Origin of the sequence: Dactylosporangium sp. CA-139114, from assembly GCF_050955725.1 — a bacterium.
In the GTDB taxonomy this organism is placed as follows: Bacteria; Actinomycetota; Actinomycetes; order Mycobacteriales; family Micromonosporaceae; genus Dactylosporangium.
In genome coordinates this window covers 10,073,540-10,097,150 of record NZ_CP192080.1, presented here as the reverse complement: position 1 = coordinate 10,097,150, position 23,611 = coordinate 10,073,540, and the positions used below count along the sequence as shown (strand labels likewise).

22 protein-coding genes are annotated in these 23,611 nt (G+C 72.2%); 9 read left to right on the top strand and 13 right to left on the bottom strand.

The window, feature by feature from the left end; all coding sequences use genetic code 11:
• Positions 1-9 precede the first annotated feature (9 nt).
• Positions 10-1,161 (bottom strand): hypothetical protein, encoded by a 1,152-nt coding sequence (locus ACQP2P_RS45535; protein WP_433611861.1) that lies wholly within the window; start codon positions 1,159-1,161, stop codon positions 10-12.
• An 81-nt stretch (positions 1,162-1,242) separates the two neighbouring features.
• Positions 1,243-2,469 (bottom strand): LOG family protein, encoded by a 1,227-nt coding sequence (locus tag ACQP2P_RS45530; protein ID WP_433611859.1) that lies wholly within the window; start codon positions 2,467-2,469, stop codon positions 1,243-1,245.
• Positions 2,470-2,650: 181 nt separating this feature from the next.
• On the opposite strand from ACQP2P_RS45530, the gene ACQP2P_RS45525 reads away from it, so the two are divergent.
• On the top strand, positions 2,651-3,064 hold the full coding sequence (locus ACQP2P_RS45525; RefSeq protein ID WP_433611857.1) for a DUF3151 domain-containing protein: 414 nt from the start codon (positions 2,651-2,653) through the stop codon (positions 3,062-3,064).
• Positions 3,065-3,113: 49 nt separating this feature from the next.
• On the opposite strand, the gene ACQP2P_RS45520 is transcribed toward ACQP2P_RS45525, so the two are convergent.
• Positions 3,114-4,724: a MinD/ParA family ATP-binding protein gene (locus ACQP2P_RS45520; protein WP_433619556.1), complete on the bottom strand. Its 1,611-nt coding sequence runs from the start codon at positions 4,722-4,724 to the stop codon at positions 3,114-3,116.
• Positions 4,725-5,134: 410 nt separating this feature from the next.
• Positions 5,135-6,010, bottom strand: a complete 876-nt coding sequence (locus ACQP2P_RS45515) for a diacylglycerol/lipid kinase family protein (RefSeq protein ID WP_433611855.1) — start codon at positions 6,008-6,010, stop codon at positions 5,135-5,137.
• Positions 6,011-6,093: 83 nt separating this feature from the next.
• On the opposite strand from ACQP2P_RS45515, the gene ACQP2P_RS45510 reads away from it, so the two are divergent.
• The 4 genes from ACQP2P_RS45510 to ACQP2P_RS45495 are packed head-to-tail and all read left to right on the top strand — an operon-like array spanning position 6,094 to position 9,926.
• Positions 6,094-7,380, top strand: a complete 1,287-nt coding sequence (locus ACQP2P_RS45510) for an adenylosuccinate synthase (RefSeq protein WP_433611853.1) — start codon at positions 6,094-6,096, stop codon at positions 7,378-7,380.
• A gap of 9 nt (positions 7,381-7,389) precedes the next feature.
• Positions 7,390-8,637, top strand: coding sequence for a phosphoribosylamine--glycine ligase (purD, locus tag ACQP2P_RS45505; RefSeq protein WP_433611851.1), 1,248 nt, complete (start codon positions 7,390-7,392; stop codon positions 8,635-8,637).
• A 57-nt stretch (positions 8,638-8,694) separates the two neighbouring features.
• Positions 8,695-9,186 (top strand): SigE family RNA polymerase sigma factor, encoded by a 492-nt coding sequence (locus tag ACQP2P_RS45500; RefSeq protein ID WP_433611849.1) that lies wholly within the window; start codon positions 8,695-8,697, stop codon positions 9,184-9,186.
• Positions 9,177-9,926 (top strand): hypothetical protein, encoded by a 750-nt coding sequence (locus ACQP2P_RS45495; protein WP_433611847.1) that lies wholly within the window; start codon positions 9,177-9,179, stop codon positions 9,924-9,926. Before ACQP2P_RS45500 ends, ACQP2P_RS45495 begins: the two co-directional genes overlap by 10 nt.
• Here ACQP2P_RS45495 and ACQP2P_RS45490 read toward each other — a convergent pair.
• The 4 genes from ACQP2P_RS45490 to ACQP2P_RS45475 form a co-directional block, all read right to left on the bottom strand.
• Positions 9,908-11,188, bottom strand: a complete 1,281-nt coding sequence (locus ACQP2P_RS45490) for a hemolysin family protein (RefSeq protein ID WP_433611845.1) — start codon at positions 11,186-11,188, stop codon at positions 9,908-9,910. The genes ACQP2P_RS45495 and ACQP2P_RS45490 overlap by 19 nt on opposite strands.
• 22 nt (positions 11,189-11,210) lie before the next feature.
• Entirely contained in the window at positions 11,211-12,761 is a 1,551-nt protein-coding gene (locus tag ACQP2P_RS45485) for an AMP-binding protein (protein ID WP_433611843.1), read from the bottom strand.
• An 82-nt stretch (positions 12,762-12,843) separates the two neighbouring features.
• Positions 12,844-14,058 (bottom strand): acyl-CoA dehydrogenase family protein, encoded by a 1,215-nt coding sequence (locus ACQP2P_RS45480; protein ID WP_433611840.1) that lies wholly within the window; start codon positions 14,056-14,058, stop codon positions 12,844-12,846.
• Positions 14,059-14,063: 5 nt separating this feature from the next.
• On the bottom strand, positions 14,064-14,519 hold the full coding sequence (locus ACQP2P_RS45475; RefSeq protein ID WP_433611838.1) for an SCP2 sterol-binding domain-containing protein: 456 nt from the start codon (positions 14,517-14,519) through the stop codon (positions 14,064-14,066).
• A 66-nt stretch (positions 14,520-14,585) separates the two neighbouring features.
• On the opposite strand from ACQP2P_RS45475, the gene ACQP2P_RS45470 reads away from it, so the two are divergent.
• A complete protein-coding gene (locus ACQP2P_RS45470) occupies positions 14,586-15,206 on the top strand; it encodes a TetR/AcrR family transcriptional regulator (protein WP_433611836.1) in 621 nt (206 codons plus the stop codon).
• Here ACQP2P_RS45470 and ACQP2P_RS45465 read toward each other — a convergent pair.
• Together ACQP2P_RS45465 and ACQP2P_RS45460 are read right to left on the bottom strand one after the other, a co-directional pair.
• Positions 15,203-16,147 carry a rhomboid family intramembrane serine protease gene (locus ACQP2P_RS45465; protein ID WP_433611834.1) on the bottom strand — a complete coding sequence of 315 codons (945 nt, stop codon included), beginning with the start codon at positions 16,145-16,147 and terminating at the stop codon, positions 15,203-15,205. The two genes, ACQP2P_RS45470 and ACQP2P_RS45465, sit on opposite strands and share 4 nt — an antisense overlap.
• 67 nt (positions 16,148-16,214) lie before the next feature.
• Positions 16,215-16,754, bottom strand: coding sequence for a peptidylprolyl isomerase (locus ACQP2P_RS45460; RefSeq protein ID WP_433611832.1), 540 nt, complete (start codon positions 16,752-16,754; stop codon positions 16,215-16,217).
• A 225-nt stretch (positions 16,755-16,979) separates the two neighbouring features.
• Between ACQP2P_RS45460 and ACQP2P_RS45455 the strand changes: the two genes are divergently transcribed.
• The gene (locus ACQP2P_RS45455) at positions 16,980-17,555 is read left to right on the top strand and encodes a hypothetical protein (protein WP_433611830.1); all 576 of its coding nucleotides are present in this window, start codon (positions 16,980-16,982) and stop codon (positions 17,553-17,555) included.
• Between the two features lie 76 nt (positions 17,556-17,631).
• On the opposite strand, the gene ACQP2P_RS45450 is transcribed toward ACQP2P_RS45455, so the two are convergent.
• The 3 genes from ACQP2P_RS45450 to ACQP2P_RS45440 form a co-directional block, all read right to left on the bottom strand.
• Complete coding sequence (locus ACQP2P_RS45450) at positions 17,632-18,771, bottom strand: magnesium and cobalt transport protein CorA (protein WP_433611828.1); 1,140 nt, start codon at positions 18,769-18,771, stop codon at positions 17,632-17,634.
• A 260-nt stretch (positions 18,772-19,031) separates the two neighbouring features.
• The gene (locus ACQP2P_RS45445; RefSeq protein WP_433611826.1) at positions 19,032-20,126 is read right to left on the bottom strand and encodes a PLP-dependent aminotransferase family protein; all 1,095 of its coding nucleotides are present in this window, start codon (positions 20,124-20,126) and stop codon (positions 19,032-19,034) included.
• Positions 20,127-20,243: 117 nt separating this feature from the next.
• Positions 20,244-20,630 (bottom strand): CBS domain-containing protein, encoded by a 387-nt coding sequence (locus ACQP2P_RS45440; protein ID WP_433611824.1) that lies wholly within the window; start codon positions 20,628-20,630, stop codon positions 20,244-20,246.
• 127 nt (positions 20,631-20,757) lie between these two features.
• Between ACQP2P_RS45440 and ACQP2P_RS45435 the strand changes: the two genes are divergently transcribed.
• Complete coding sequence (locus tag ACQP2P_RS45435) at positions 20,758-22,173, top strand: GuaB1 family IMP dehydrogenase-related protein (RefSeq protein WP_433619554.1); 1,416 nt, start codon at positions 20,758-20,760, stop codon at positions 22,171-22,173.
• 93 nt (positions 22,174-22,266) lie between these two features.
• Complete coding sequence (locus ACQP2P_RS45430; protein WP_433611822.1) at positions 22,267-23,610, top strand: hypothetical protein; 1,344 nt, start codon at positions 22,267-22,269, stop codon at positions 23,608-23,610.
• Position 23,611: the final 1 nt, after the last annotated feature.

The window sequence follows — 23,611 nt, the reverse complement described above, 5'->3', positions numbered from 1 at the left end:
GGTCATCGACTACTCGTTGAGGAAGTTGAAGTAGCCGCCCGGCGTGATGGGGCCCTTGACCGGGTTGGCGTTGTCGGTCAGGTCCGCGATGGTGACCGGGCAGCTGCCGGCGTAGACGTTGGTGCCGAGCCCGTCGGGGTCGTTGGTCACGTCGGGGGTGGTGACGGTGAGCTGCGTGCCGGCCGTGTTGACGGCGGTGACCGCCGCCGGCTTGTTGCAGAAGAAGACGCCCCAGGTCGCCGAGCCGCCCTGGTAGTCGCTGAGGGTCTTGGACACCAGCGCGCTCGTGGTCAGCACGGTGCTGGTCGCGCCCTTCGCGCGGCCCGAGGAGACGCTGAGCGAGATGACGGTCGGCACCGCGATGATGCTCGCGCCGGTGTCGGAGACCGCGAACGTCTTGCTCACGCCGCCCTGGCTGATGGCGAGGCTCGCGTCGGTCGTCGACAGGCCGGCCGGCGACTTGAACGTCAGGTAGTTGCCGGCCGCCGGCGCGGACGAAGTGTTGGCGGGGATCAGCGTGCCCGAGGAGTCGTAGACCTTGATCTCGGTCGCCGGCTTGCCCCCGAAGGTCACGGCGAGCGCCGCCGACGTGCGCGGGTCGAACGCGAAGGTCGAGTCGGCCTTCACGCGCACGGTCTGCCCACCGGCGGTCACGAACCGGCGGGTCTGCGCGGTGGGGTCGAGCAGGGCGCTGTTGTCGTTGATGACCGGCTTGTCGGACAGCGCCGCGATGGCCGGCGGCGTGATGAAGAACAGCCCGTTGGCCTTGCTCAGCGTGTTGCCGCCGGCGAACAGGATGTCGATGCCGTCGCCGCCGGTGGCCGTGGTCGCGGGGCAGCCGCCGGACGGCGTCTTGACCGCGATGGTGGTCGGGCTGGTGACGATGTAGGTCGGGATGTTCTGGCAGCTCGCGTCGGTGCCGAGGTTCACGCCGGTGATCAGCGCCTCGGACAGGGTCTGGCCGGTGACCGTGAGCAGGAGCACCTGCTTGGCGGTGCCCGCGGCCAGCTTGCCGGTCGACGGCGTGGTGATCGCGATGGTGCCGGTCAGCGTGGCGCCGTACGCCACGTGCGGCAGGCCACCGACGATCACGGCGCTTGCGGCGGCGGCGGTGAAGCCGAGGGAGACGGCGCGCTTTCGCCAGAATCGTTGCTGCGACATGGGGTCGGGGTCCTCTCTGAAACCACTATCTGACCCAAAGTAACAGTCACATCACTTTGCGTAATGGCGAAACGCGCTCACTTAGGCGGTCAGAATTTCCGCCGCCTCCGCCACGTCGTCGGTGATGTGCAGCAGGTGCCGCAGGTCGCCGACCGGAGAGGTGGCGAGCAGCGGCTCGAGCAGGCCGCGGACCGGCAGCCGCTCGGTCCAGTGCGCCACGTCGAGGAAGACGAAGGGGCCGCTGGCGCCGTCGCTGGCGTAGAAGGTCTTGGTCGCGGCCTGGAAGACCTCCTGGACGGTGCCCGCCATGCCCGGCGCGAAGACGATGCCGCCGCGGGACAGGCGCAGGATGGTGTCCTCGCGGATGGCGTTGGAGAAGTACTTCGCGATCTTCGCGGCGAACAGGTTGGCCGGCTCGTGGCCGTAGAGCCAGGTCGGGATGGCCAGACCGCCGCGGCGGGCCCAGGTGACGGGGTCGACGGCGGCCTGGTCGGCCGGCTCGGACGAGTCGGGCGTCGGCGGGACCGGGTGGCCGTAGCGCTCGCGGACGCGCAGGGCGACGGCGGTGTACGGCTGATGGTCATGGAAATCGGGCGAGCCCGCGAGCTCGTCGATCGCCGCGGTCACGGTCTCGAGCGGGTGCTCGGCCAGGAACGCGCCGAGGTTGGCCGCCTCCATGACGCCGGGGCCGCCGCCGGTCACCACCAGGCGGTCGGCGCGCGCGAGGCGCCACGCGAGCTCGGCGGCGTGGCGATACTCCACCGCGCCCCGAAGCGCCGCGTGCCCGCCCATGATGCCGATCGCCGCGGCCGGGCCCCGCGCGGCGATCCAGCCGGCGGTCACGTTGGCCAGCGCGTTGTCGACACCCGAGTCGTGCATCCGCTGGGCGACCGCCTCGCGGATCTCCGGCGTCGCCCCGCCCGTGGCGCGGAAGTGCCGGTACACCACCGTGTCGAACATCCCGTCGAAGCCGTCGGAGGCGAAGCCGGCCGCGAGGTCCTCGGGCACGTAGAGCTGGGAGGGGTGGGTCGGATACGGGATGCCGGCGAACTCGGGCACCACGACGGCCCGGCGCAGCAGCAGGTCCACGACGGTGTCGAGCGCGGCGAAGTGGCAGCCGATGAACAGCGAGTCGGCGACGTCGATGCGCGCCAGGTCGACGGCGGAGAGGTCGAGACCCTGGACGATCTTGCCGGCGATGGTGCCCTGGCGCAGGTGGAACCGCAGCTCCTCGATCGACTCGATCTCGTCCGGGGAGTGATCGTGCAGCGCGACGACGTCGGGCGGTGGCGGGGTTGGCACGCCCATATCCTGCCAAACCCCCGCAAAGAGCGATGGCCCGATCCGGGAAGGAACGGGCCATCGCGAACCGGGTCCTGGGGAGGCTCCGGACTTTCAGTTGTAGCCCGTCCTCCGGCGCCGCCACACCCTCCGTGCGCGTCGCGCGGGCTCAACCGTTCAGCCAGGCCCTCTCTGGTGTAATTGCGGCATGCAGAACCTCCTGCCCGAGCCCGCGCCCACCCTGCTGCCCGCCGAGCCGCACGCCGCCGCCCAGCTGGCCGAGTCCGACTCCGAGAAGACCGCCAAGGCGGTCGCCGCGCAGCACCCGGCCTACAGCGCCGCCTGGGCGCGCCTGGCCGAGCTGGCCCTCGCGGCCGGCGAGCCGGTGACGGCCTACGCGTACGCGCGCACCGGCTACCACCGCGGCCTCGACCAGCTGCGCCGCAGCGGGTGGCGCGGGGCCGGGCCGGTGCCGTGGGCGCACGAGCCGAACCAGGGCTTTCTGCGGGCGCTGCACGCGCTCGGGCAGGCGGCCGGGGCGATCGGCGAGACGGACGAGGCCGAGCGCTGCGCGACCTTCCTGCGCGACAGCGACCCGGCCGCCGTGACCGCCCTCTCCTAGGCGGCCATCCAGCCGGGCCGCTTTCGGCTAGGCGGCCACCTTCAGCTGGTCAGAGCCCTTCGGACACGGCCGCGGCGACCTTGAGCCAGGCGTCGCGGCTCGCGGTCGACAGGCCCGGGTAGCGGATCGGCTCGCCCGAGTCGATGAACTTCTCGTAGGGCACGATCAGCACGGTGCGCGTGCGGGCCGCGAAGTGCTGCGTGATCGCGGGCACGTGGACGTGCCGGCGGCTCGGCGGCATCGACACGACCGTCACCGCCTGGCGCACGAGCCGCTGCCGCCCGTGCTGCTCGAGGTGGTCGAGCATGCGCGAGGCGGTCTCGGCCGAGTCGTTGCGGGCCGACATCGTGACGACGAGCTGGTCGGTCGCGTCGATCGCGGCCTGCCAGTTCTCGGCGCGCACGTTGTTGCCGGTGTCCACGACGATCAGCTTGTAGAACCGGCTGACGACGTCGCGGATCTCCCCGAACGCGGTGGCGGTGAGCATCTCGCCCGCCGTCGCCGACTCGTCGGACGCGAGCACGTCGAACATGCCCTCGCCCTGGGCCCGCACGTATTGCGACAGGTCCCCGACGCGGCCCTGCGACCCGTGGAAGTTCTTCAGGTCATGCATGAGGTCGCGGACCGTGCGGTGGTGGAAGTCCTGCTGGGCACGCATGCCCAGGGTGCCCTGGGTCTCGTTGTTGTCCCAGGCCAGCACGTAGCCGCCGCGCTTCTGCCCGAACGTCATCGCGAGCAGCAGCACGGCCACGGTCTTGCCGGCGCCGCCCTTGGGGTTGACGACGGTCACCTGGCGCAGGCCGCCGAAGTTGCGGCGGACCATCTCGACTTCCTGGCGGTACTCGAGCTCGCGCCGGCCGGGGGCCACGGAGACGAGGCCCATGGTGCCCTTGGCGAGCACGCCGCGCACGCCGCGGGACGCCACCGGGTCGGCGGGCTTGGCCTGGCGGCGGCGGGCGAACTCCTCGGCGGTCGGGGTCTTGCCGTCGTGCCAGTTCTCCTGGGGCAGGGGCGGGAGCGGGGGCACGTGCGGGTTCGGGGCGTGACCGATCGGCGCCCCGTAAGGAGGCGGCGGCATCTGCCCAGGCGGCATCGGGCCCGGCGGCATCTGCCCAGGTGGCATCTGGCCCGGCGGCATGGCCGGCGGCGGGCCCTGGTACGGCGGCGGAGGCATGGGGGGTGCGGCCGGCGGCGGGCCATGCATCGGCCAGGGCCCCGGAGGTGGCGGCGGAGGTCCGGGCGGTCCGGGGGGTCCGGGGGGCGGCCCGGGCATCGGCGGGGCGCCGTAGATGTTGGGCGGCGGCCCCGGAGGCGGGCCGGGAGGAGCCGTGAAGGGGCCGGGCGCCGCAGGAGCAGGCGGCGGCGGAACGTCCGCAACGGGGGGAGCCGGAGGCGCCGGGGGAGCCGGAGGCGTGGAAGGAGCCGGAGGCGTGGAAGGCGCGGGCGGAGCCGGAGGCGCGGAAGGAGCCGGAGGAGCCGGAGGCGCGGAAGGTGCGGGCGGAGCCGGAGGAGCCGAGACCGGCGGGGCCGGAGGAGCCGAGACCGGCGGGGCCGGAGGAGCCGAGACCGGGCCCGGGGCGCCCGCGATGTGCGACGGAGGGCCCGAGACGGGCGGGCGCGGGGCCTGGAAGGGGCCGCCCACCGCAATGCCGCCCGACACCGGGATGCCGTTGCCGCCACTCACCGGAATGCCGCCGCCGCCCGGGAGCGGGATGCCGCCCCCGCCCGGCGTGGACACGGGCTCGCCGCTCGCGGGGGTGTGGGTCACCGGGTGGCCGTGCCGCAGCCCGCCCTCGTCCTCGTCCGCCGGCTTCGGACCACTCGGCGGTGGCGGCGGCCACGCCAGCGGGTCCACCGCGCCGGGCGGCTGCGACCAGGGCGAACCGCCGTGGTCGGACCCGGCGGTGCCCCCGCCCGAGGCCGGGCGTTCACCCCGCCGTCCGTCGATGTTCTCGTCCGGCGGCCAGACCATGTCGTTCACGCTCGAATCCCTCCCCGCAGTGCACTACCACCGTATGCGACGAGGTCGAACTGCGACACATGTGAGAGATCGAGCGGGCCGAGATGGCCTTATGGGACGTATACCGCCCAGGCGCCGCGCTCCATCCACCACGATCGCTTCCGGGTGAGGGTGCCCTCCACGCCGTCGTCGACGAACGGCAGGTCCGCGCGGGGGTGGATGGCCACCGCGCGGCCGTGGGCGCGACGGACCTGGATCTCCATGCGGGCCCGGCGGAACAGCCGGCGCGAGGCCACCGGGACCGCGACGGCCACGTCGAGCACGCCGTCGTCCATGGCGGGCGCGGTGACCAGCGGCAGGCCGTCGACGGTGGCGTACCGCGCCGCGTTCGCGACCACCGACACGAGCACGGGCTCGGTCCCGTCGGCGAGGACGGCGTCGTCGACCTCGACGCGGGCCAGGTAGGTGCCCGCCGTCCCGCTCGCGGTGACCCCGCCGAGCAGGGCGCCGTCGAGGGTGACCGAGCCGCCGTCGTTGCGCAGCAGGTCGAGCCGGCGCACGTTGCCGCCCAGCACCGCGGCGGCCACGTCGGCCGGCGAGCGGGGCAGGCCCAGCCGCGTGGCCAGGTCGGTCGCGTCCGGGCCGAGGGGCAGCACGCCGATCGGCGGCAGGTCGGGGAGGGTCCGGTCACTCGGCAGGTCGTCGGGGCGCTTGCTGGGCGCCGGGGCGTACATCCGCACCAGCCGGCGCACGACGGCCCGCAGCTGGCCGTCGGCGGCCGTGGCGACGATCACGCGCGCCTCGGGCAGGGCCGCGAGCGCCGCGTCGATTTCCTTGTCGTCGTGGGCCACGACCGTCCGGACCTCGGCGCTTGCCGTGCGCAGCGCGTCGCGGCAGGCAAGAATGGGAGTACGGGTGCCGCACGCGCCGCCTTCGCAGCCGCACTGCGAGTCTTCGCCGAGCGCTAGCAGCACGATGTCGACCACCGTTGTCAGCCTGCCTTTCCGAAGGTTGTTAGCCTGGCACCCCGGGCGAACGCGGGTCGCCCGACCTTGGAGGGCGAGCAGACATGCCAGCGATCGTGCTCATCGGCGCACAGTGGGGCGACGAGGGCAAGGGCAAGGTTACCGACATGATTGGCGGCGGCGTCGACTACGTCGTGCGCTACTCCGGCGGCAATAACGCGGGTCACACGGTCGTGACGCCGGACGGGCAGAAGTTCGCCCTGCATCTCATGCCGTCCGGCGCGCTGTGGCCCAACGCGGCCATCGTGATCGGCAACGGGGTCGTGGTCGACCCCAAGGTGCTGCTCACCGAGATCGACGGCCTGGCCGAGCGCGGGGTCGACGTGTCCCGCCTGATGATCTCGGGTGACGCACACCTCATCATGCCGCACCACCGGGCCCTGGACCGGGTGGTGGAGCGCTACCTGGGCTCGTCCCGGATCGGCACCACCGGCCGCGGCATCGGCCCGGCCTACGGCGACAAGGTCGCGCGCATGGGCATCCGCGTGCAGGACCTGCTCGACCCCGGCATCCTGCGCAAGAAGCTCGAGATCGTGCTGCGCGAGCGCAACCAGGTGCTGTTCAAGGTCTACAACCGCAAAGAGATCGACGTCGACGCGGTGGTGGAGGAGTACCTCACCTACGCCGAGCGCATGCGGCCCTACATCACCGACACCCGGCAGGTGCTCTGGAAGGGCCTGGAGCAGGGCCGCACGGTGCTGCTCGAGGGCGCCCAGGCCACCATGCTCGACATGGACCACGGCACCTACCCGTTCGTGACGTCGTCCAACCCGACCGCGGGCGGGGCGTGCGTGGGCGCGGGCATCCCGCCGACCGCCATCACCCAGGTCATCGGGGTGACGAAGGCCTACACCACGCGGGTGGGATCCGGGCCGTTCCCGACCGAGCTGTTCGACGAGAACGGCGTGCACCTGCGCAAGATCGGCCGGGAGTACGGCACGACGACCGGTCGCGAACGGCGCACCGGCTGGTATGACGCGGTCGTCGCGAAGTACTCCACCCGGCTCAACGGCATCACCGACCTGGTCGTGACCAAGCTCGACGTGCTCTCGGGCCTCGAGAAGGTCCCGATCTGCGTGGCGTACGAGGTCGACGGCAAGCGCACCGACGACATGCCGATGACGCAGACGGAGTTCCACCACGCCACCCCGGTCTACGAGGAGCTGCCGGGCTGGTGGGAGGACATCTCCGAGGCCCGCTCGTTCGAGGACCTCCCGGCCAACGCCCGCGCCTACATCGAGCGCATCGAGGAGCTCGCCGGCACGCGGGTGTCCATCGTCGGGGTGGGTCCGGGCCGGGACGAAAACGTGGTGCGGCACCCCCTGATCTAGTCTGTCCGGGTGCGCGTACTCCTCATCGGAACGGGCGGCCGCGAGCACGCGCTCGCCGCCGCCCTGGCCGCCGACCCGGCCGTGACCGCCCTCATCTGCGCCCCCGGCAGCCCGGGCATGGCCGCGCTGGGGGAACTGGCCGCGGTCGACCCGCTGGACCCCGGCGCCGTGGCCGCGCTCGCCGTCGAGTCGGGCGCGGATCTCGTCGTCGTCGGGCCGGAGGCGCCGCTGGTGGCCGGGGTCGCCGACGCGGTGCGGGCCAAGGGCATCGCCTGCTTCGGCCCGTCGCAGGCGGCGGCCCAGCTGGAGGGGTCGAAGGCGTTCGCCAAGGACGTCATGCGCGCCGCGGGCGTGCCCACCGCGCGCTCGTTCGTCTGCACCACGCCGGACGAGCTCGCCGCGGCGCTGGAGGAGTTCGGCCCGCCCTACGTGGTCAAGGACGACGGGCTCGCCGCGGGCAAGGGCGTCGTCGTCACCGAGGACGTCGCCGTGGCGCTCGCGCACGGGGCGGCCTGCGAGCGGGTGGTCGTCGAGGAGTACCTCGCGGGGCCCGAGGTGTCGCTGTTCGTGGTGACCGACGGGGTGGCGGCCGTACCGCTGCAGCCCGCCCAGGACTTCAAGCGCATCTTCGACGGCGACGAGGGCCCCAACACCGGCGGCATGGGCGCCTACACGCCGCTGCCGTGGGCCCCGCCGGACCTCGTCGAGCAGGTCATGGCGAGCGTGGTCCAGCCGACCCTCGCCGAGATGCGCAGGCGGGACGCGCCGTTCAGCGGCACGCTGTACGTCGGGCTCGCCCTCACCGCCGACGGCCCGAAGGTCATCGAGTTCAACTGCCGCTTCGGCGACCCCGAGACCCAGGCCGTGCTGGCCCGGCTGGAGACCCCGCTCGCCGGGGTGCTGCACGCCGCCGCGGTCGGCCGCCTCGCCGAGGACCCGCCGCTGGCCTGGCGCCCGGGCGCGGCCGTGTGCGTGGTCATGGCGAGCGCGGGCTACCCCGAGTCGGCCCGCAAGGGCGACGTGATCACCGGCGCCGACGGCGTGCCCGGGGTGCTGCACTCCGGCACCGCCCGGCGTGCGGACGGCGCGCTCGTCACCGCCGGCGGCCGCGTGCTGGCCTGCACGGCGCTGGGCGAGACGCTGGCCGACGCGCGCGAGGCCGCCTACGCGATCGTGCGCGGGATCTCCTTCGACGGCGCGCAGTTCCGCACCGACATCGCCCTCGCCGCGGCGGAGGGAAGAATCGCCCTGCCGTAGGCAACCCGGGCCGTCGCGGGCGCCGTTTCCCTCGTGTACCCACACGGGAGGAAACGGATGACGCCGGAGCAGTCCTATCGCGAGTACGTCGCCGGCAACCTCGAGCGCCTGCGCCGCACCGCGTTTCTGTTGTGCGGCGACTGGCACACCGCCGACGACCTCGTCTCGACGGTGCTGGTGAAGCTGTACCGGCACTGGAAGCGGGCCGCGCGCTTCGAGCACCGGGACGCGTACGTCCGCCGCATGCTCCTGCGAGCGTGGCTCGACGAGCGCCGCCGGCCCTGGCGCCGGGAGACGGCGACCGAGGTGCTGCCCGACGCGTCCGTCCCCGGCCCCGACGCCGATCGCCGGCTGGCCGTGCTCTCCCTGCTGGGCTCGCTGCCCCCGCGCCGCCGGGCCGTGCTGGTCCTGCGGTACTTCTGCGACCTCTCCGTCGAGGAGACGGCCGAGGCGCTCGGGTGCACCGAGGGGACCGTGAAGAGCCAGACGGCCCGGGCACTGGAGTCGCTGCGGGCCCACCTCAGCGAGGGAGAAGCGTTGTGGACCTGAGAGAGGCCATGTGGGAGGCGACCGACGCCCCGCCGCCCACCGCGATCGACGTCGACCGGATCGTCACCGGCGAACGCCGGCGCGCCCGCGGCCTGCGGGTGGCCGGCCTCGCCGCCGTCGTGACCGTGCTCGCCTTCGGCGCGACCATGCTGCCGCGCTACTTCGGCGAGAGCCTGGCCCCGCCGGTGGGCGCCCTGCCGGCCCACTCGACCGTGCCGTCCGGCTCGCGGTCGATGACGACCCAGCCGCCGTGCGACGTCGAGCAGGGCGACGGCGACCCGCCGCTGCACCCGGTGACCGAGACCTGCGAGCAGGCCACCTCCCGGCTCTCCGCCACCTTCGGCGGGAACCTCCAGGACGAGCTGGGCAACGACTGGCCCACTCCGCGATTCGTGCGCACCGCCGCCGCGTCCGTGTCCTACCTCGCGTCGTGGGACTACAACCGGGACGGCCACGCCTTCCATCTCAGCGTGTGGCTCTACGCCAACCCGAAGGACAAGGCCGAGTGGCTGGACGTGCCGTGTGGCAGCGATTGCCGCCACGAAACGGTGCACGGCCTGCCCGTGATGATCGCCTCCGGCCCCCGGGTCCTGGTCTCCCGGCCCGACGGCACGGAGATCCTCCTCGCCGTGGAGCCCTCGGCGGCCGGCAGCAGCGCGAACGTGCCGTTCATCAGCGAGGAGCAGGCGATCAGGCTGGCCACCGCCCCGGAGATGACGCTCTACCCGACCGTGCCCTGAGCGACCCGCTCGGCCGTCACCGCGGTGATGGCCCGGCCCCGCACCTGCGAGACGGTGAACCGCCAGTCCTGGACGGTCACCGTCTCGCCGGGGGCGGTCGGCAGCTTGCCCAGGCGCGCCAGCACCAGCCCGGCCACCGTGGTGAACGGCGCGTCCGGCCCGAGCTCGAGCGGGATGCGCACGTCGTCCAGGTCGTGGATGGGGAAGGTGCCCGGCAGCAGCACGCTGCCGTCGGCGTTGCGGCGCACCGGCGAGCCGGCGTCGGGCCCGGGCAGCGCGCCGACCACCTCGGCGACGGCGTCGGTGAGGGTCACGATGCCGTCGATCGCCCCGCGCTCGTCCACGACCAGCGCGATCTCCTGCCGCTCGGCCTTGAACCGCTGCAGCGCGTCGGCGACCGGCAGCGTCTCGGGCAGCAGCAGGGCCGGGCGCATGACGTCGCGGACCGTCGCGCCGGGGGCGGCTCGCACGAGGTCGGCCCAGTGCACGACCCCGGCCGCGCTGTCGAGGTCGCCGTTCTCGATCACCGGGGCGCGGGCGTGGCCGGACGCGGCCAGCTCGGTGGCCGCCCGCGCGGCGGGCGTGGCGGTCTGCAGAGCGAAGACCAGCGGCCTCGGTACCAGCACCGCCCGCAGACTGCGCGCCGCGATCTCGACCGCGCCGGAGATGATCTCGCGCTGCTGGCGCGTGAAGGCGGGCTGGCTGGCGACCAGGTCGCGCAGCTCCTCCGGGCCGATCTCGTCCTGCCGGCGGTGCGGATCGGCCCCGGCCGCGCGGACCACGAGGTCGCTGGCCGACGCGAGCACCCAGATGGCCGGGCGCAGCAGCATGGAGAGCACCCGCAGCGGCCGGGCCACGGCCAGCGCCCAGCCCTCGGCGCGCTGCATGGCGATCCGTTTCGGGGCGAGCTCGCCGATGACCAGGGTGACGAAGGTGAGCGCCAGGGTGACCAGCACGATCGCGATCGGGCCGGACGCCCCGCCGAGGAAGCCCAGCAGCGGCTCGACCGGCTCGGCGAGGGAGACCGCGGCCGTGGCCGAGGCCAGGAATCCGGCGAGCGTGATGCCGATCTGGATGGTGGACAGAAAGCGGTTCGGGTCGCGGGCGAGGCGGGCGAGCGCACGGCCGGCGCCGTCGCGGCGCTCGAGGCGGCGCAGCTGCCCCTCGCGCAGTGAGATGAGTGCCATCTCGCTGCCGGCGAACGCGGCGTTGAGCAGAGTCAGGAGGAGGACCAGGGCCAGCTCGAACCAGACGGTGTCCATTGGACGACCGACGATAACGCCCCTAGCTGGGAAAAAGCTGACGACGAACGATCTTGCCGGTGGCGTTGCGCGGGAGGGCGGGCACGAAGAAGACGTCCCGCGGCACCGAGAAGCGGGCCAGCCGGTGCCGCACGTATTCGCGCACGGCGTCGGCGTCGAGCTGCTCGCCGGGGTGCAGCGCGATCCACGCGGCCAGGCGCTGGCCGAACTCCGGGTCGGGCACGCCGGCCACGGCCACCTCGCGCACCTGCGGCAGGTCGGCGATCACGTCCTCGACCGCGGCCGGGTAGACGTTCTCGCCGCCGGAGATGACCATGTCGTCCTCGCGGCCGTCGACGAAGAGCAGCCCGTTCTTGTCGAGGTGGCCGAGGTCGCCGGTGGCGATGAGGTCGCCGTAGTGCTCGCGGCCGGTGCCGTTGGTGTAGCCCTCGAAGAGCATGTCGTTGCCGACGAAGATCCGCCCCACGGCGCCGGTCGGCTGCGGCTCGCCCGCGGCGGACAGGATGGCCACGCGCGTGCCGTGCGGCGGCCGCCCGGCGGTGCCCGGCGCGGCGCGCAGCTCCTCCGGCACCGCGATCGACGCCCAGGACGCCTCGGTCGAGCCGTAAAGGTTGTAGAGCACGTCGCCGTGTACGTCCATGAACCGGGTCGCCAGCGGGCCGGTCAGGGCCGAGCCGGAGACCGCGACCACCTTCAGCGTCGGGGTCCGGGTCGCGGGCGCCTCCAGGATGCGCTGGAGCATCACCGGTACGGCGAACAGCGAGGTGCAGCCGTGAGCGTTCACCGAGCCCAGGGCGCCCGCGGGCGTGAAGCGGCGGTTCAGCACGATGGTGCCGCGCAGCGCCAGGCACAGCTGCAGCGCGGCCAGCCCCCAGGTGTGGAAGAGCGGGGCGGCCACGAACATCCGCTCGCCGGCGTTGAGCGGGATGCGCGACACGACCGTGGCCAGCGGGCCGAGCCCGGCCGGGTTGCGGCGCCGGGCCCCCTTGGGCGTGCCGGTCGTGCCGCTGGTGAGCACGACGATCGAGCCCGGCTCGGCCGGCGGGGCGAGCTCCTCGGCCGGTGCGCGCTGGATCAGCTCCTCGAGCCGCTCGGTCGACTGCCGGGGCAGGTTCGGCGGGATCGCGGCCAGCATGCCGAGGAACACCTCGTCGTGCAGCAGCAGCTGCAGGCCCTGGTCGTGGGCGACGGACTCGACCTGCGCGTTGCCCAGGCCGGTGTTGACGAGCACCGCCTGCGCGCCGAGGGCCACGACGGCCATCATCGCCTCGACCATCGTGGCGGAGTTCTCGCAGAGCAGCCCGACGCGGTCGCCCGGGCGCACGCCGAGCTCGACCCGCAGCCCGTTGGCGAGCCGCCGGACCCGCAGGTCGAGCTCGCCGTAGGTGACCTGGCGGCGCTCGTCGATCACCGCGGCGCGGCCCGGGTCACGGGCCGCGGCGGAACGCATCTCGCCGTAGAGGCCGAAGCCCCATCGACGCAGCGCGTTGAGCTGGCGGATGACGCGGCCCGGGCCGGCCGGGTTGAGCACTTTGCGCTTGGCGAGGGTGCGCAGTACGAATCCGGCGTCCATCGGCGGTGAACTCCTCGTTCATGGTTGCTCGGCTTTGAGGGGTAAGTCCGAAACCTACCCCTCTGACCGAAGTAGCGCGAGGTCAGCGAATGTACGTGCCCGAGATCGCGCGGGAGATCACCAGGCGTTGGATCTCGCTGGTGCCCTCGAAGATGGTGTAGATCTTGGCGTCGCGGAACCAGCGCTCGACGGGGTGCTCGCGCAGGAACCCGGCCCCGCCGAGGATCTGCACCGCCTTCTCGGTGACCGCCACGGCCACCTCGCCCGCCTTGAGCTTGCTCATCGAGCCCTCGCCGGCCTCGAAGACGCGGTTGTTGCGCCCCATCCACGCGGCCCGCCACACCAGCAGCCGGGCGGCGTCGATCTCCATGCGCATGTCCGCCAGGGCGAACGCGATGGCCTGGTTCTCGATGATCGGCCGGCCGAACTGGACGCGGCCCTTGGCGTACTCCAGCGCGTACTCGTACGCCGCCCGCGCCACCCCGAGCGCCTGCGCGCCGACGGCCGGCCGGGACAGCTCGAACGTGCGCATCGCCGCCTGGCCCTGCGCCTTGCGGCCCTCGCGCGCCCGGGCGAGCCGCTCGGTGAGCGCCTCCCGGCCGCCGAGCACCAGCTCGCCGGGGACCCGCACGTCGTCGAGGAAGACGTCGGCGGTGTGCGAGGCGCGCAGGCCGAGCTTCTTGAGCTTCTTGGCGCCGTCGAGCCCGGGCGTGCCCGGCGGCACGATGAACGCGGCCTGGCCGCGCGAGCCCAGCTCGGGCTCGACGCTGGCGGTCACCACGTGCACGTTGGCGATCCCGCCGTTGGTCGCGTAGGCCTTCTGGCCGCTGATCACCCACTCGTCCGCGGCCTCGTCGTAGCGGGCGCGGGTGCGCATCGAGCCGACGTCGGAGCCGGCCTCGGGCTCGGTCGTGCAGAACGCGGCGACCTTCGGGTCGTCGGCGTCGCCGAAGCACTGCGGCACCCACTCCACCATCTGGTCCGGCGTGCCGCTGCCGTAGATGGCGGCCACCGCCAGGCTGGTGCCGAAGATGGCCATGCCGATGCCGGCGTCGCCCCAGAACAGCTCCTCGTTGGCGAGGCACAGCGAGAGGCCGGACGGGTCCGACCAGGCGTTGGCGAGGAACTCGAAGCCGTAGAGGCCGATCTTCGCCGCCTCCTGGATCACCGGCCAGGGGGTCTCCTCGCGGGCGTCCCACTCCGCGGCGGCCGGGCGCACGACCTCCGCGGCGAAGCCGTGCACCCAGTCGCGAAGGTCCCGCTGCTCCTCGTTCAGATCGAGCGAGAACTCGGGCATGACCATCAGGCCTTGGGGATGTCGAACAGGTTCGCGATGTTGGCGGCGAGGCCGAGGTCGCCCTTGGCCTTGAGCTTGCCGGTCATGAACATCATCATGGGGTTGCCGACGCCGGAGACGACCTTGAGGAAGTCGACCGGGCCGACGGTGATCGAGAGCTTCGGCTCCTGGTCGGGGCTCGGCGAGAGCCGGCAGGCGCCGTCCGCGATGACCAGCTCGTAGGAGTCGGTGCCGCCGTCGGGCGCGCCGGTGATGTTCCAGTGAATGATCGCGTTGGTCGAGCCCGCGCGGTCGGCCCGGAACAGCTCGGGGAACCGGGAGAAGATCGTGTCCAGGATCGTCTTGCGCTGCGGGCTGTTCATGATGTCGGCCAGCTGTGCGTCCGGCGCGCCCTTGACCAGGGCGGCGAACTGCTTCGGGTCGACGTTGTTGAAGTCGCCCAGGGCGGCGAGGTCGGACATGGATGTCCCTCCGTCGGAATAAGCTACTCGTGCGTAACCTTACGCACGAGTAGGTAAGGAGGCAAGATGCTGAAACGGCTCCCCCGCGTCGTCCGCGAGCAGCAGATGCTCGACGCGGCGGTCAAGGTCTTCTCCCGGCGCGGGTTCCACGCCGCGTCGATGGACGAGATCGCGGAGGTGGCCGGCATCTCCAAGCCGATGGTGTATGCGTATCTCGGCACCAAGGACGAGCTGTTCCTGGCCTGCCTGCAGCGCGAGGCGACCCGGCTGATGGAGGCGGTCGCGGCCGGGGTCGTGCCCACCGCCCGCCCCGACGAGCAGCTGTGGAACGGGCTGCGGGCGTTCTTCGCCTTCGTCGGCGCGCACCGCGACGGCTGGCAGGTGCTCTACCGCCAGGCCCGCAGCGAGCCGCCCTTCGCCGCCGAGCTCTCGGCGATGCGCACCCGGATCGTCGAGGTCGTCGCCGGGCTGCTCGAGGGCGCCTGGGCCCAGGCCGAGGCGGGCCGCACGGCGGTGGCCGACGACTTCCTCGCGATGGCCTTCGCCTACGTGGGAGCCGCCGAGTCGCTCGCGGACTGGCTCGCCGACCACGCCGAGGAGGACCCGGAGCACACCGCGACCCGCATGATGAACTTCGTCTGGGTCGGCGCCGACGCCCTGCTGCAGGGCCGGGTTTGGCGGGCCTAAGCCGTGCCCACCGCCGGCACCTGGGTCAGGCCGATGCCGACAAGCGCGCCGAGCAGCAGCAGGGTGCCCACCACCGTCGCGACCTGCATGGCCGTGCGCTGTTTGGGTGGGGCGTAGGCGAACCCGGCCGCCACCACCGCCCCCACGATCAGCCCGCCGACGTGCGCCTGCCAGGAGATGAAGTGGCTGAAGCCGAACGTCACCACGAGGTTGAAGATCAGCACGGGCACCACGCTGGCGATGCTGAGCTTGAGCTTGCGCAGGATCACGATGAGCGCCGAGAACATGCCGAAGACCGCGCCTGAGGCACCGGCACTCTGTGAGTTCGGCGCGGCGAGGAGGAACACGAGCACGCCGCCGCCCAGGCCGCTCAGCAGGTACAGCGCCAGGAAGCGAACCCGGCCGAGCGCCGCCTCCAGGGGCCGGCCCAGCACCCACAGCGCCCACATGTTCATCGCCAGGTGCAGCAGCCCGAAGTGCAGGAACATCGAGGTGAAGAGCTGGTAGAAATCGCCGTCGGCGATGCTGCGGCCGGCCAGCCGGATGCCCGATCCGGGAACGGCGAAGTAGGGCACCTCGGCGCCCCAGTCGTGCAGCGGGGTCGAGCTGCTGAGCAGGCCGCCCAGCCCGCCGCCGCCGAGACCCTCGGTGGCGTTGCGGCCGGCGCTGATGATCCCGAGGATGAAGACCAGCACGTTGATCACGATGAGCGTGATGGTCACCGTGCCGGCCGCGCCGGCCTGGGTGCCGCCGAACGCCGTGCGGGCCTGCCGCTGCGTCCGGCCGCCCTCGCGGACGCAGTCCGGGCACTGGAAGCCGACCGAGGCCTCGTTCATGCAGTCGGGGCAGATCGGCCGGTCGCACCGGGTGCACCGGACGTACGTCTCGCGATCGGTGTGCCGGTAGCAGACGGGGACCACGTTCGCCGGCGGCTGAGTCATGCTGACAAGGTTAGCCAGCACTCACCCGGTGCCCGGCGGCGCGCGGTCCCGTCCGTCGGCGCGTCGTTCAGCTGGTGCGCTCGACCGTGACGTTGTTGATCACGATGTCGTTCACCGGGCGGTCCATGCGACCGGTCTGGGTGGTCGCGATCTGGTCGACGACCTTGCGGGAGGCCTCGTCCGCGACCTCGCCGAAGATGGTGTGCTTGCCGTTGAGGTGCGGGGTCGGGCCGACCGTGATGAAGAACTGCGAGCCGTTGGTGCCCTGGCCGAAGCGCACGCCGGCGTTGGCCATGGCCAGCAGGTAGGGCCGGTTGAACTGCAGCTCGGGGTGAATCTCGTCGTTGAAGTTGTAGCCCGGGCCGCCGGTGCCGGTGCCCGTCGGGTCGCCACCCTGGATCATGAAGCCGCTGATCACGCGGTGGAAGATGACGCCGTCGTAGTACGGACCCTTGCCGGCCTCGCCCGTGCGGGGGTCCGTGTAGTCCTTGGTGCCCTCGGCGAGCTCCACGAAGTTGCGCACGGTCTTCGGGGCGCGGGTGGGGAACAGCTCAAGCCGGATATCGCCGACATTCGTGTGCAGCGTCGCGAACAGTTGCTCGGCCACCAGTTCTCCCTTTCCTTGGTGACATTCCGTCATCACGGTATCCGACGCGGATTCTGCCGGTTCGGGGTGTACGGGGCCCCGGTTCGATGCAGGATCAACACGAGCGGTCCTGGTCGTGAGGTTCCCCCTGGTCGGATCGGGGTAACCGGGGAAAGACGGGATTTCGCGCCTCGGGAGGTGGAGCAAGTGTTTCGACGTCGTCAGGTGCAGTCGCACACCCGGCTCATGCGGGACGAGCTCGGGGAGAGCCTGGATCACCTGCGGATGGCCGCGGCGCATGCCGCCGATGGCGCTTCGGGCGCCTTGGCGCCACGCGTCGACGCCGCCCGCAAGGCGGTGAAGCCGCGACTGGACAGCGGTGTCAACCGCGCCATGGGCGGCATGGAGTCGGTCATGGAGATCGCGCGGGAGCGCGGGAAGAAGGCCGGGCGCAAGGCCGAGAAGATGAGCCGCAAGACCCGCAAGAAGATCGCGCGCAACGAGCGCAAGTCGCCGCGGCGGATGCCGATGACGATCGGCGGCCTGGTGGTGGCCGGGGCGGCAGTGGGTGCCGCGGCCGCGTTCCTGCGCCGTCGGAGCAACGAGCGGACCTGGGACGAGTACGGCTCGACCCGCACGACCAGCGACACGGGGTCGATGCTCGGTGCCGCCAAGTCCACGATGGACGCCGGCATCGACAAGGCCAAGACGATGGGCGAGCAGGCGAAGGATCGCGCCTCCGACCTGATCGGCCACAAGAGCCCCAATGATGGGCCGACGAGCGGCGGAGAGTACGCCGCCTCGAAGAACAGCCGCTCCTAGCACGGCCTGATCGCACATGGACTGGCCCGTCCCCGGCCACGGGGGACGGGCCACCTGTGTATGCCCAGGACAGGCCTCAGAGCCAGCCGCTTCGGCGGAAGCCCCAGAACAGGGCGCCGCTGCTGCCCACCATCAGGGCCATCACGCCCGGGTAGCCGAAGACCCAGTGCGTCTCGGGCATGAAGTCGAAGTTCATGCCGTAGATGCCGGCGATCGACGTGATCACCGCGGCGATGGCGGCCCACGCCGCGATCTTGCGCATGTCGTTGTTCTGGTCGACGCTCACCTGGGCCAGGCGGGCCGCCAGCACCGAGTTGATGACGTCGTCGAGGTACAGCACCTGCTCGACCGCCCGCGCCAGATTGTCGGCCACGTCGCGGAAGTAGCGGCGGATCTCGTCCGGCACCTCGGCCACCTGGCTCGCGACCAGGCTGTTCATCGGGCGCTGGAGCGGCAGCACGGCCCGCTTGAACTCCATCAGCTCGCGCTTGAGCTGGTAGATGCGCTGGATGCGGTCGGCGCTGCGGCGACCCCGGTTGCCCTGGGGGCTGAAGACCTGGTCCTCGACCGCGGCGACGTCCTCCTCGATGTTCTGCGCGACGTCGACGAGCGTGTCGACCACGCTGTCGGCGATCGCGTACGCGACCGCCCACGGGCCGCGGGCCAGCACCTCCTGGCGCCGCTCCAGCCCCGAGCGGACCGGCGCGAGGCGGCTGGCGTCGCCGTGGCGCACGGTGATGACGAAGTGCTCGCCGATGAACATCAGCACGTCGCCGGTCTCGACCACCTCGCTGGTGTCGGTCAGCTCGTCGTGCTCGACGTATCGGGCCGTGCGCATGGTCAGGAAGGTCATTTCGCCGTACCGCTCGACCTTCGGCCGCTGCCGCGACTGCACGGCGTCCTCGACCGCGAGCTCGTGCAGCTGGAACGTCTCCGCGATCGCCGCCATCTCCGCGGCCTGCGGCTCCTTGAGCCCGATCCACACGAAGCCCCGGTGGCGGCGGGCGGCGTAGAGGGCCTCGGCGTAGGTGCGCTCGCCGGGCTGCCGGACCCCGTCGACGTAGAGGGCGCAGTCCACGATCGCGCTGTGCCCGGGCGTGGTCGCGGGTTGGACGACGGGCGGGGCGGAGTTGGTGAGCATCCGTGACATCGCCCGCACCGGCCGGGACAGCGCGCGCTGCAGCGGACCGGAGTTGGGGTGCTGTTCGTCGGCCATCTCGACCTCCCGGGTGGGACGAGGGGCCGGCCCGCGCGATGTTGGCACCGGGCGGACCGACCGCAGGTGGGGGGTGGGGGCGCGGTCGGCCCACCCGGTGCCGTTGGGGGGCGGGGGGTGATGCCTGTGGCGCGCGCTCGCTTTGGAAAGCGCGCCGGGCTGGATTTTGATCCATCCGATACCGCCGGCGGAACCACCCCCACCATCACGGTTTGGTGTCAGGTTCCTTGGAACGGGTATTGCTGCGTAATTGTGCGGCCTCAGGCCGGCTTGCGGACGGCTTCGATCGCCGCCGCCAGGCGCTGGACACCCTCGTCGACCTCGTCGTTGAGCACCGCCGAGAAGGCCAGCCGCACCGAGTGCCGACCGCCGTCGAGCAGGAAGTCGGAGCCCTTGACCACGGCCACGCCGAAGTCCTTGGCCGCCACCTTCTCGAGCTCGGTCGTGTCGATGTCGTCGGGCAGCTCCACCCAGAGGAAGTAGCCGCCGTCCGGCTCCACGAAGGTGGCGTCCGGGATGTGCTTGCGCAGGCTCTCGCCCAGCAGGCGGGCCCGCTCGCCCAGCGTCGCGCTGACCTTCTCGATCGAGCGCGTGACGTCGCCGCTGACACAGAACTGGTGCACGATGGCCTCGGCCACCATGCTCGGCGAGATGTAGATCGTCGTGGCCCGCTTCGCGATGCCGGCGATCGTCGCCTTCGGCCCGACCAGGTAGCCGACCCGCAGGCCCGGCGCGATGGTCTTGGTGAACGAGCTCGCGTGCACCACGACGCCCGCGGTGTCCTGCGAGAGCATCGACGGCAGCTTCTCGCCCCGCCAGCGGATCTCCGCGTACGGGTCGTCCTCGAAGATCGTGAAGCCGTACTCCTGGGCGAGCGCCAGCAGCGCCGCGCGCTTCTGCGCCGACAGGGTGACACCCGCCGGGTTCTGGAAGTTGGGGATGATGTGCGCCAGGACCGGGCGGACCCCGCTCTCCAGCAGCGCACGCAGCTCCGCGACGTCGATGCCGTCCGCCTCCAGCGTCACCGGGTGGACCTCGGCCCCCAGGTTGCGCAGGTTCAGCAGGGTGCGGTCATACGTCGGCTTCTCCACGATCACGGCGTCGCCCGGCTTCACCAGGTGCTCGAAGAGCAGGGCGTCGGCCTGCATCGAGCCGTTGGTGACGATGACCTGGTCAGCCTCCACGCCGTGCTGCTCGGCGATCCACGTGCGCAGCGGAAGGTAGCCCACGGACGTGCCGTAGGCCGTGATGCCGGCCGGGTCGGTCTCGAACGCGCGGACCGCGGCGGCCTTGAGCCCGTCGACGTTGATGATGTCAAGACTGGGCGCGCCACGGGCGAAAGAAATCAGCTGCATGCCTGGCAGCCTACGCACGCCGTCGCTGGCCGTTCAGCCGAGTTCCCGCCCTCCACCTGGGGTGTGACCGGCCGTTTCCGAGGTTCTTGCGGCCGGAGAGGCCCGGCGCGCCAAGATTCACGCCGGGATCGTCGTCTGGACCCAGACTCGCATGATGTCGCGCACGGAGATGACTCCCAACACATCGTCGTCGTCGAGCACGACCAGGTGACGGAAGCCGCCGCGGACCATCGCGGCCGCGGCCTCCTCGAGCGTCCACGACGGGCTGGCGTAGACGACCTCCCAGGTGATGTGGTCGGCCGCGCGTTCGACGTCGGGATCGAGGTCCGTGCCGATCGCGTTGAGGATGTCCCGCTCGGTGATGATGCCGATGCCGGCGCCGTCGGGGTCGGCGACGATCGCCGAGCCGACCTTCCGCCGCGCCATGAGCGCCGCGGCCTGCCGCAGGGTGTGGTCCGGGCCGAGCTGCACGACGGCCGTGGACATCGCTTCGTGTACCTGCATGGTGATCACTCCTCGCAACGGCACGGTTACGCCAAATGGTCCCGTGCCGGGCGCGAAGTCTCAAGACCCGCTCACTCGCCGGTGCGGGGAGATACAGTTGCGCAACGTGCGGTTTCTCAACGACAAGATGCCCGGGCACGAGCTGACCTACGACGACGTCTTCATGGTGCCGAGTCGCTCGGCCGTGGAGTCGCGGATGCAGGTGGATCTCACCACGGGTGACGGCAGCGGCACCACCATCCCGATCATCGTGTCGAACATGACCGCCGTCGCCGGGCGCCGCATGGCCGAGACCGTGGCCCGCCGCGGCGGCCTCGCGATCATCCCGCAGGACATCCCGATCGACGTCGTGGGCGAGGCGGTGTCGTGGGTCAAGCAGCGCCACCTCGTGCACGACACCCCGATCACCCTCGGCCCGACCGAGACCGTCTCGCTCGCCCTCGACCTGCTGCCGAAGCGGGCCCACGGCGCGGTGATCGTCGTCGAGGACGGCCGCCCGGTCGGCGTGGTCACCGAGGCCGACTGCGTCGATGTGGACCGCTTCAGCCAGCTGGGCGGCGTCATGTCGCGCAACCTGCTCACCCTGCCCGACGACGTGACCCCCGAGGAGGCGTTCAACCGCCTGGCGGCCGGGCACCACCGCCTCGCCCCGGTCATCGACGCGGCCGGTCGGCTGGTCGGCATCCTCACCCGCAACGCCGCCCTGCGCGCCACGCTCTACTCCCCCGCCGTCGACGCCGAGGGCCGGCTGCGCATCGGCGCCGCCATCGGCATCACCGGCGACGCCCCCGGCCGCGCGGACAAGCTGCTCGCCGCCGGGGTCGACGTGCTCGTGGTGGACACCGCCCACGGCCACCAGGAGCGGATGATCAGCACCCTGCGCGCGGTGCGGGCGCTCGACCCGTCGGTGCCGATCGTCGCCGGCAACGTGGTCACCCGCGAGGGCACCGCCGACCTGATCGCCGCCGGCGCCGACATCGTCAAGGTCGGCGTCGGCCCCGGCGCCATGTGCACCACCCGGATGATGACCGGCGTCGGCCGGCCCCAGTTCTCCGCGGTGCTCGAGTGCTCGCAGGAGGCGCGGCGCCACGGCGGGCACGTGTGGGCCGACGGCGGCGTGCGCCACCCGCGGGACGTGGCCCTGGCCCTCGCCGCGGGCGCGTCCAACGTGATGATCGGGTCGTGGCTGGCCGGCACCCACGAGTCGCCGGGCGACCCGCGGCGCGACCCCGACGGCCGGCTCTACAAGGAGAACTTCGGCATGGCCTCGGCCCGGGCCGTGAGCCGCCGCACCGCCGACGACAGCCTCTACGAGCGGGCCCGCAAGGCGCTGTTCGAGGAGGGGATCTCGTCCTCGCGGATGTACCTCGACCCGCGCCGCCCGGGCGTGGAGGACATCCTCGACGAGATCGTGGCCGGCGTGCGCAGCGCGTGCACCTATGCGGGCGCCGCGGACCTGGCCGAGTTCGCCGCGCGCGCCACGGTGGGTGTGCAGAGCGCGGCCGGCTACGCCGAGGGTAAACCCCTCGATGTTAGCTGGTAGAGCCGCAAAATTACCTCAAAGACCGGATGGTCCGGTGTCCCGTAGGTCACGTAAGGTGCACGTCGTGAACCTCGCTCGCGACCCCCTCGGCTTGTGACGCCACGGCCGTTGCTGCGCCGCCTGCAGGGTCTTCGCGGCGCGTCACGCTTCGTCGGGGCGGGACTGCTCGACCAGGTCGTCATCGCCGCGGCCAACTCGGCGAACACGCTCCTGGGCGGCATCCTGCTGCCGAAGGAGCAGTTCGGCGCCCTGGCGCTGGCGCTCGCGGTCGGATACTTCGCGATGTACCTCAACCGAGCCGTCGTCGGCGACGTCCTGCTCGCGCTCGCGTCGCGCTACGACGGGGATCCGCGCATCCGGCTGGCCCGCAACGGCCTGGCCACCGCGCTGTGCTCCGGCCTCGTCACCACCGTCGTCTTCGTGGGGCTGTGGGCGGCGTGGCCGAACCGCGGCGAGATCGACCTGCACGACCTCATCTGGCTCGCCCCGTTCATGATCCCGATCATGCTGCACGACACCGCCCGCTGCGACTACCTGGCCGACCGGCGGCCCGACAAGGCGCTCGGCATCGACCTCGTGTGGGCGGGCACCCAGGCGGTCATGGTCGTGACCATGATCGTCACGCACAGCTCCAGCGCCGGCGGCCTGCTCGCGGTCTGGGGCCTCGGCGCGACCGCGGGCATCACGGTCTACCTGCTGCGCGAGAAGCGACTGCCGTGGCAGGGCAACCCGCTCGCCTGGCTGGCCGAGACCCGCCACCTCTCGAGCTGGTTCACGATCACCGCGATCGTCGCCCAGGTGCAGGTGCTGGCGATCAGCTTCGTGGTCGCCGGGCGCCTGTCCAAGATCGACCTGGGCAACCTGCGCTTCGTGCAGACGGTGCAGCTGCAGCCGGTACAAAACCTGATCACGGCCATCCAGAGCCTGCTGGTGCCGAGGGCCTCGCGCAACGCCGCCGACGCGGCCAAGCCCGGACCGGAAGGGGTCGAGGCCGCGGCCGCCCTGCGCCGCCAGACCCGCACGCTCGCGACCGCGTTCGCGGTGCTGGGCGTGCTCATGGTGCTGATCATCTGGCCGATCGTGTCCTTCGTCCTCGTGCACACGCACAAGTTCTCCGAGGCCGCTCCGCTGGCCCTGCCCATCGCGCTGCAGGGCGCGGTCTACCTGCTGCAGGTGCCGTTCACCGCGGCCATGCGCGGGATGCACCGGGCGCGGATGCTGTTCCTGCAGTACGTCGTCTTCGCCGTCGTCTCCCTGAGCGGCCTGACGCTCGGCGCGGACTACGGCGGGCTGCACGGCGCCGCGTGGGGGCTGCTGACCGGCTCGACCGCGGGGCTGATCTGCATGGTGATCCTCTACATGTATGCCCTGCGCTGGATCGGCCCGCCCGCCGCAACCCCGGCCCCGGCCCGCCCGGCCGCCCCGCAGAAGGTCTGAC